This window comes from Asaia sp. W19 (assembly GCF_003994335.1).
Taxonomy (GTDB): Bacteria; Pseudomonadota; Alphaproteobacteria; order Acetobacterales; family Acetobacteraceae; genus Asaia.
Genome location: NZ_PNQZ01000087.1, coordinates 1 through 8,443 on the forward strand (window position 1 = coordinate 1; position 8,443 = coordinate 8,443).

An 8,443-nucleotide genomic window follows, 5' to 3' on the forward strand; every position below is an offset into this window, starting at 1 on the left:
TGTGCTCAGGCGCCTTTGCAGGGGCGTTCACGGAGGAAGAGGTGCTCGACAAGCGTGATCGCGCCGGAGAACGGTTTGGCGATGCGCTGGACGCCATCGCCTATCGCGGCGAGCAGCAATGCGGCGATCACCCGGTCGCGGCGTATTTCGAGTTGCATATCGAGCAGGGACCTATCCTCGAGGCCGAAGATTACGTGATCGGCTCGGTAACCGGTGTACAGGGCATGCGCTGGTACGAAGCGACCGTGACCGGGCGCGACGCCCATGCGGGCTCGACGCCCATGACCATGCGCGCCGATACCCTCTTGGCTGCTGCATCCATGATCGCAGCCGTATCGCGTGTGGCGCAGGATCACGCTCCCCTGGGACTGGGCACCGTCGGGCTGATCGAAAACCGGCCCAACAGCCATAACGTGGTACCGGGCGAAACTTTTTTCACCATCGATCTGCGCCACCCCGATGATGCCGTTCTGGCCGAGATGGAGAAAAGCCTGCTGACCACGCTCGACTCCGTGGCCGAGTCCGGCAAGGTCACGCTCTCGATCCGCCAGATCTGGGATGCCCCTGCCGTCCCGTTCGACCGGCGCTGCATCGATATCGTAACCGATTCTGCGCGAGAAGCCGGATATACCCCGAGAGAGATCGTCTCAGGCCCTGGTCATGACGCTGCCTATCTGGCACGCATCACACCCACGGCCATGATCTTCGTGCCCTGCCGCGACGGGCTGAGCCATAACGAGGCCGAGAGCATTACCCAAGCCGAGGCGGAAGCCGGCGCGAATGTGTTGCTGGGCGCCATTCTGCGCGCCGACAGGGTTTTCTGAAGTCCCGATAGTCTGTTACGTTGAGGAAACGATAGCCTATCGGAGGGAACAGGCGACATGACGGAGAGCCTCGCAACGCCGATCGACTCCCCCCCCCGACGATGCCTCTTCTGCCAAGACGCATGGCGGCTCGTCACGCCAGGTCAGCGACAGAAAGGCGGTCATTGCGCCCCGCCATAAATCCGGGCGCCCCAGAAAGCAGAGCGCTCCCCGTCAGGCCATGGTGCCGCAAATCCTGAACGCCGCAGAATGGACGTTTGGTACGAGAGGGCTGAAAGGTACGAGGCTCGAGGAGATCGCCGCCCTATGCGCCATTCCGAAAGCCAATATCCTCTATTACTATGGCTCGAAGGAGGAGCTGTACAACGCCACCCTCGCTCGCCTGCTCGATATCTGGCTGAAGGATGCCGATCACTGGCTCTCGCCCCAGCGAGACCCCCTGGAGGGTGTCGAAGGGTATCTCAGGGCAAAGATCGCTTTTTCGCGCACGCGCCCCGAAGGTTCGCGCCTCTTCGCGCAGGAGCTGCTATCGGGAGGTCAGATGGTACGGGACTTCCTCAGACACACGCTACGCGCGCATGTGGCTCGTCACGATCTGGTTTTCCGGGACTGGCAGGCGCGTGGTCTGATGACGCCCATCGACACCACGCATTTCCTTTCCCTGCTCTGGTCCGGCACGCAGGCCTATGCCGATATGCAGGTCCAGTTTGAGGCGCTTCTGGGCCATGCGCCTCTCAGGGATTCTGATTTCGAGGCAGCCGTCGAGACTTTCATGACCCTTCTCAGGCCGCTTTTCCCACGTCAGGCCTGAGAGCACTCAGCAGGAGATGAAACACGCCTCCTGCCACGAACCCGATCACCCAGGAAAAATTCTGCGCCCCATGGAGCGCGGGCAGGAAGACCACCAGAAGGCCCAGCGCGACGGAGAGGGCAAGAGCCAGAACAGCGCGAGGATTGACCCCGTTGCGATACCAGTAGCGCCCCCCCGCCCCGGCATCGTACAGGCTCGGCAGATCGAGATGCTGCTTTTGAACGCCGTAATAATCGACCAGCAGAATGCCGGTCACGGGTGCAATGAACAGGCCGAGAATATCCAGCGTCAGATGGATGAGCTCGGGATGGGCATAGAGGTTCCACGGTGTCAGCAGCACGGCGCCGAACGAGGCGATCACACCTCCCTGACGCCATGAGATGGCTGAGGGGGCGATATTGGAAAAATCGAAAGCCGCTGACACGAAATTGGCCGATATGTTGATTCCGATCGTCGCAGCAACGAGCGTGATCGTTCCCACAAGCATGATGGTCTGGTTATCGAACAGGACGATCGTTTCCGCAGGATCGAGAATGAGCCTTCCCAGAGCCGGTTGCGTCAATACAAGGGTGGTCAGAACCAGCACCACAAAGGCCATGAAGTTGACCGGCAACCCCCAGAGATTCCCGCGTTTCACATCTCGAAGGCTCATCCCGTAGCGCGCGAAATCGCCGAAATTGAGAATGATGGGCGAGAAATAGGCCAGGGTAAGAGAGGCCACGGCCAGCAACCCCGCAATCGTCCCGCCCCAGGAAAAGGCGCCTTGCGGCAGCACCGAGAAACGAACCTGCCCGTGCGTCTTGATCAGAAGTGCGCCGTCGAGCAGCAGGATCACGCCATAAATGGCGGGGCCTGCCCAGTCGATGAAATGGCGTATGGCTTCCATGCCGCGCCAGAACACCACCATCTGCAACAACCAGACGAAGAGGAACGCCCCCCATCCCAGCATAGACAGCCCAAGCGCTCCATGCCGGTGCAGATCGGCATAGCTCATGATCGCAGGGTCGAGATGCAGGAGAAAGAGCACGATGGCATTGGAAGCCAGCCAGGTCTGGATGCCATACCAGCCCACCGCAATAACACCGCGCACCAGCGCCGGAATGATTGCGCCATACACGCCAAACGCGCCGCGTATCACGACCGGAAAAGGCACGCCTGCCCTCAGGCTTGGCACCGCCACGAGATTGCACAGCAGATGCACGCAGAGAATGGCAATGAGCAATCCGGTCAGGACCACCCCCACAGGCAGGCCCATCATGAAGAAGCTGCCCAGCGTCATGTAACCCGCCACGCTGTGAACATTGGACATCCAGAGAAAAAGGAAATCCTTCCAGGCCCAGTGACGCTCGCTGACTGGAGCGAGATCGGCATTGGTGAGGGGGCCTGTCAGGCCGGTTACTTGCCCCTGGGTCATCGACACTCTTTCAGGACCGGTAGAAAACACAGCATGTCATGCAATAGATTGACCATATGGTCAGGCTAGTCCTATGATTTCGATTATACAACGATATTCTCGATCACGCCTGTGCAAGGCGCCATGCTCCAGAGGACCCCCGTCATGATCCTGATCAAGGGCGGCATCATCGTCACCGCCGAACGCCAGTATCGATCCGATATCCTCTGCGACGACGCAGGACTGATCTCCCAGATCGGGCCTGATCTGGAATGCCCGACAGGGTGCAAGATCGTGGATGCTACCGGTCTGCTGGTCATGCCGGGCGGGATCGATCCGCACACCCATATGGAAATGCCCTTCATGGGCACTACAGCGAGCGATGACTTCTATACCGGCACGGCGGCGGGTCTGGCGGGCGGCACGACGAGCCTGATCGATTTCGTCATTCCGGGCCAGGGTCAGTCATTGTACGAGGCCTGGCAGGAATGGCGCCTGAAGGCCGAGAAAGCCGCCGCCGATTATGGATTCCATGTGGCTGTGACCCATTGGGACGATCAGGTCCACGCCGATATGGAGCGGCTCGTGACCGAAGGCGGCGTCAATTCCTTCAAGCATTTTATGGCTTACAAGAACGCGTTGATGATCGACGATGCGATCTTCCTGCAGTCCATGCAGCGCGCTGCCGAACTCGGTGCGCTCTGTACGGTCCATGCCGAGAATGGCGACGCCGTTTCATTCCTTCAGGCGCAGCTTCTGGCCCAGGGCGAAACCGGGCCTCACGCCCATGCGCTCTCCCGGCCGCCCGGTGTCGAGGGAGAAGCCGCCCAGAGGGCGATCACCCTGGCAGCGCTCAGGGATACCCCGCTCTATGTCGTTCATGTCTCGACCCGCGAAGCGACCGAGGCCATTGCCGCGGCCCGACTCAAAGGCCTCAAAGTCTATGGAGAGGTTCTGCCCCAGCATCTGGTCCTCGACGAGACCGTGTATCATGACCCGGACTGGCTGATTGCGGCGCGTCACGTCATGAGCCCGCCCTTCAGAGAGAAGTCCCATCAGCAGGCACTTTGGGGCGGACTGATGTCAGGCCAGTTACAGACGACCGCCACCGATCATTGCTGCTTCTGTCGCGAGCAAAAGGAGCGCGGACGTGACGATTTCACCAGGATCCCCAACGGAGTTCCCGGCATTGAGGAACGCATGAGCGTGCTCTGGCATCATGGGGTGGTGACCGGGCGCCTGACACCCGAGCAGTTCGTTGCGCTTACCTCCACCAATACGGCACGCATCTTCAACCTCTATCCCCGCAAGGGCTGCATCGCTGTCGGGTCTGATGCCGATCTCGTTCTGTGGGATGCGCAGGCCAGCCGTAGCATCACGGTCGATGCCCTGCATCAGAATGTCGATTACACGCTCTATGAGGGCATGACCCTGACCGGACTCGCGCGCAGGACGATCAGCCAGGGCGTGGTGACCTGGGATGACGGCATGTTGCGCGCTGAGCGCGGCAAGGGGCGCTATATCAAGCGTCCGGCTTTCAACAGACCCTGATGCCAAGGGCGCTGGATACGCCGCCACATGGCGTGGACAGGGCTTCTGGCTATCGAGGGATTGTCCCGTCCTGCCTCAGAACCACACCGGCGAGGTACAGGCTGCCGCAGATCAACACACGGGCAGGCGGCCCTGCCAGGCGGGGCAGGATCGATGCGATGGTGGGACCCGAGAGCGCCACACCGCCCGACGCGCGAATGATCTCCTCCACGGGAAGGGCCAGATGCTGCCCCGCCTCGCTGACGGCATGAAGGGTCGTGGCATGACCCTGCACAGGGCGCAGGAAGCCTGAGGCATCCTTGCTCTGTTTCATGCCCACGATCACATGAAGCGGCTTGTCGTGCCACGCGGCGAGCGTCGCCGAAAGCGCCTCCCCTGCATTGGGGTTATGCCCACCATCGAGCCACAATTCCCAGCCCTGCGGCAACTGGGCGGCAAGCCGGCCCCCAAGGCGCTGCATGCGGGCGGGCCATTGCGTGTGGGCAATGCCTGCCCAGGCGCGCCCGGGAATTTCCAGCCCGGAGGCACGCAGAGCGGCCACGGCCAGAACCGCATTGTCTGCCTGATGCCTTCCCTCCAGGCCGGGAGCTGGAAGCGCCAGATTTCCCAGCGGGTCTTGATAGGCGATGGACCCATCCGGAAGCCGGGTGAAGTCGATTTCGCCCCCCACCTGCCAGAGAGGCGCGTCCAGCGCTGCGGCGCAGGCGACGATGACATCGCGTGCCTGAGCCAGTTGTCTGGCAATGACGACCGGCACACCCTGCTTGATGATACCCGCCTTCTCGGCGGCAATCAGCGCAAGCGTCTCACCCAGAAAGGCCTGATGATCGAGATCGACCGGGGTGATCACGCAGCAGGCGGGGCGCGCAACCACATTGGTCGCATCCAGACGCCCGCCGAGCCCGACTTCCAGAATGGCCAGATCGGCCGGGGTACGAGCGAAAAGAAGAAGGCCCGCAGCCGTCAGGACTTCGAAGACCGTGATTGGTGCGCCGTCATTGATCTGCTCGATTTCCTCGAGCGTTGCGACCAGAGTTTCCTCACTGACCAGTTTGCCAGCCAGGCGGAATCGCTCGGTCACATCGACCAGATGAGGGCTGGTCATGACATGAACTGCCAGTCCGGCCTCTTCGGCAATCGCGCGCAGTGTGGCGCAGGTGCTGCCCTTGCCGTTCGTTCCGGCCACATGAATCACGGGAGGCAGCTGGCGCTCGGGGTGACCGAGCTTGCCCAGAAGAGCCTCGAGACGCGCGAGCGAAAGATCGATCAGCTTGGGATAGAGGGCCTGCACCCGGGCCAGAATGGCGCCGGTCCGGCCCTCATATTCATCGCTGAGTTTGGCCGGGGCTGCCTGCGTCGTCATGATCTGTCCGGGAGTGCGGGATAAGGAGCCTGCCCGGTCCTTCCGGACAGACCTGATTTCAGGCGGCTTCGGTTTCGACCGCAACCGGCTTGTTCATCATCATGCCGATGAGACGGCCCAGCATGGTCTGCAGTTCAGGGCGCGCCACCACCATGTCCACCATCCCGTGGTCGCGCAGATATTCAGAGCGCTGGAAGCCCTCGGGCAGCTTCTCGCGTACCGTGTCCTGAATCACGCGCGGGCCGGTGAAGGCGATCAACGCCTCGGGCTCGGCAATCTGCACATCGCCCAGCATCGCGAAGGAAGCCGAGACACCGCCCGTGGTCGGGTTGGTCAGCACGACGATGTAGGGCAGGCCCGCATCCTTGAGCATCTCGACGCCGATCGTGGTGCGCGGCATCTGCATGAGCGAAAGAACGCCTTCCTGCATACGCGCGCCGCCCGAGGCGGTGTAGATCACCAGCGCGGCCTTCTGCAGCACGGCCAGACGGCATGCGGCAATGAATGCCTCACCCAGAGCGGTGCCCATGGTGCCCGCCATGAACTCATAGGCCATGACCGCAACGACGGCGTCGTGACCGCCGATCTTGCCATGGGCGACGGCCAGGGACTCATCGAGATGGGTCTTGGTCTTGGCGTCCTTCAGACGGTCGGCATATTTCTTCTGGTCGCGGAATCCGAGCGGATCGCTGGGAACCTTGGGCAGTTCGATCTTGGTATATTTGCCGCCGTCAAAGGTCCATTCGAGGCGTTCGGTTGCCTTCGCCTTGCCGTGGTGACCGCAATGGGGGCAGACGCGCTGGGCCTTCTCGAGATCCTTGATCAGGATCATCTGCGAGCACGACTCACAGCTGGTCCAGAGATTTTCCGGCACTTCGCGCTGCAGAAGGCCACGGATTTTCGGTCGAACGTATTCGGTCAGCCAGCTCATATTGATCCTACTTCTCGCCTGTTCCGCATGGTTTCCCCTGGCACGAAGGCGCTGCGGTCGGATGGGCAACAGTCATTCCGAGGCCGCTTTTAGCGATTTCTCGCGCGTAACGCCAGTTTCACAAAAAGGGGCGGCCCTCCCCCGGAAGGCCGCCCCTTATCGATCGATACGGACCCGTGTGAGCACAGGCAGGGTTCAGGCTGCCGCCTCTTCCTGAGCGTCCTCCGAGACGATGCGCGTCTGCCCCTTACTCGGGCGGAAGCGCTTCTCATGAAGCGCCAGCTCGATATCCTCCAGTGTGGCACCGGCGGTCTCGGGCACGAAGAAAAAGATGAACGCGACGGAAGCAAGATTGACGGCTGCGTAGAACCACATGGTTCCACCCAGGGTAATGAGCTGCACCAGTGTCAGCGCCGTACCCGTGACCAGGAGATCGGAGCCCCAGAGCGTTGCGGCATGAAGGCTGGTAGCCTGACCACGCATTGAAAGCGGGAACATCTCGGCGCCAAGCAGCCATCCACAGACCTGGATCCCGCCCGAGTTGAAGGCCATGAAGAGCAGCAGAAACACGATGACCAGATAGGAGCCCGCGCTGCCTGCCGCAGGATGCATGGCAAATACGATACCCAGACCGATCAGGCTCACGATGGAGCCTGGCCCCATGATCAGCATCAGACGGCGACGCCCGACCCGATCAACGATCAGGCAGCCGATGAACGTCATGATGCAGTAGGTGATGGCGACACCCAGGGAGGCCATGAGGGCAGAGGATGCACCGAACCCGGCATCGCGCAGAAAGGTCGGGGCGTAATAGATCATCATCTCCAGCCCGCCGCACTGGGTGAAGAAGGCCACACCGAGGGCTGCGACCAGAGCCGGGCGCACCCAGGGACGGAACAGCCCCTTCCAGCCACGATTGCGCGGATCAGCCGATTCCGCATTCTCGCGCATTTCGCGCACTTCCTTGCGGATCACCTTCTTTGAGGTCCGGATACGCCCAAGCTCGATGATGGCCCGTTTCATGCCTTCATTCTCTGCCGTCCAGCGCGGGCTTTTGGGCATGAAGAACATGGAGACGAATACGATGGCAGCAGGAATGGCGGCGAGACCCACCATCGGTCGCCAGCCCCAGGCCTCACGCTCTGTAAAACCGATGATGTTGGCGAGTAGGATACCCAGCCCGATCGCCACATTGAACATGGTGACCAGCGTACCGCGCTTTTCCGCCGGAGCGAGCTCGGAGATGTACATCGGCACGACCTGCGTGGACCCACCGACCGCAAAGCCGAGAAACACGCGCGAGATGATCAGCAGCCAGACATCCGGAGAAAAGGCACAGGCGAGCGCCCCCAGAACGAACACCCCGCTTACCAGGGTCACGCAGGCGCGCCTTCCGTATTTTTCTGAAAAAGACCCGGCCGCCAGAGCGCCCAGGATTGCGCCAGCCAGGATGGCAGAGGCCACCATTTCCTGCATGGTGCTGCTCAGATGAAAGTCATCCGAGATCAATAGCAGCGCGCCGGAAATGATGCCCGTATCATAGCCGTAAAGACCGCCGCATATGGCGGCC

Annotated in this window: 7 protein-coding genes; 3 read left to right on the forward strand and 4 right to left on the reverse strand. The window is 61.5% G+C overall.

Going from position 1 to position 8,443, the window contains the following annotated elements; genetic code table 11:
- On the forward strand, nt 1-824 hold an 824-nt coding region (locus C0V97_RS16390; protein WP_148114950.1), incomplete at its 5' end, for a hydantoinase/carbamoylase family amidase.
- Between the two features lie 220 nt (nt 825-1,044).
- Nucleotides 1,045-1,635, forward strand: coding sequence for a TetR family transcriptional regulator C-terminal domain-containing protein (locus C0V97_RS16395; protein ID WP_127103618.1), 591 nt, complete (start codon nt 1,045-1,047; stop codon nt 1,633-1,635).
- Here the strand turns inward: C0V97_RS16395 and C0V97_RS16400 are convergent.
- Nucleotides 1,607-3,049 (reverse strand): NCS1 family nucleobase:cation symporter-1, encoded by a 1,443-nt coding sequence (locus tag C0V97_RS16400; protein WP_127103619.1) that lies wholly within the window; start codon nt 3,047-3,049, stop codon nt 1,607-1,609. The genes C0V97_RS16395 and C0V97_RS16400 overlap by 29 nt on opposite strands.
- Before the next feature lie 144 nt (nt 3,050-3,193).
- On the opposite strand from C0V97_RS16400, the gene hydA reads away from it, so the two are divergent.
- The gene (gene hydA, locus C0V97_RS16405) at nt 3,194-4,579 is read left to right on the forward strand and encodes a dihydropyrimidinase (protein WP_127103620.1); all 1,386 of its coding nucleotides are present in this window, start codon (nt 3,194-3,196) and stop codon (nt 4,577-4,579) included.
- Between the two features lie 49 nt (nt 4,580-4,628).
- On the opposite strand, the gene C0V97_RS16410 is transcribed toward hydA, so the two are convergent.
- The 3 genes from C0V97_RS16410 to C0V97_RS16420 all read right to left on the reverse strand — a co-directional run.
- Entirely contained in the window at nt 4,629-5,942 is a 1,314-nt protein-coding gene (locus tag C0V97_RS16410; RefSeq protein WP_127103621.1) for a folylpolyglutamate synthase/dihydrofolate synthase family protein, read from the reverse strand.
- 58 nt (nt 5,943-6,000) lie between these two features.
- The gene (gene accD, locus C0V97_RS16415) at nt 6,001-6,873 is read right to left on the reverse strand and encodes an acetyl-CoA carboxylase, carboxyltransferase subunit beta (protein ID WP_127103622.1); all 873 of its coding nucleotides are present in this window, start codon (nt 6,871-6,873) and stop codon (nt 6,001-6,003) included.
- A 195-nt stretch (nt 6,874-7,068) separates the two neighbouring features.
- Nucleotides 7,069-8,443: sugar porter family MFS transporter (locus C0V97_RS16420; RefSeq protein ID WP_148114951.1), on the reverse strand; the 1,375-nt coding region annotated here is incomplete at its 5' end.

Bases quoted from the DNA above. Each gene is read 5' to 3' on its own strand.
- C0V97_RS16395 (WP_127103618.1), top strand. From the start codon at position 1,045: ATGGTGCCGCAAATCCTGAACGCCGCAGAATGGACGTTTGGTACGAGA.
- C0V97_RS16400 (WP_127103619.1), bottom strand. From the start codon at position 3,049: ATGACCCAGGGGCAAGTAACCGGCCTGACAGGCCCCCTCACCAATGCC.
- hydA (WP_127103620.1), top strand. From the start codon at position 3,194: ATGATCCTGATCAAGGGCGGCATCATCGTCACCGCCGAACGCCAGTAT.
- C0V97_RS16410 (WP_127103621.1), bottom strand. From the start codon at position 5,942: ATGACGACGCAGGCAGCCCCGGCCAAACTCAGCGATGAATATGAGGGC.
- accD (WP_127103622.1), bottom strand. From the start codon at position 6,873: ATGAGCTGGCTGACCGAATACGTTCGACCGAAAATCCGTGGCCTTCTG.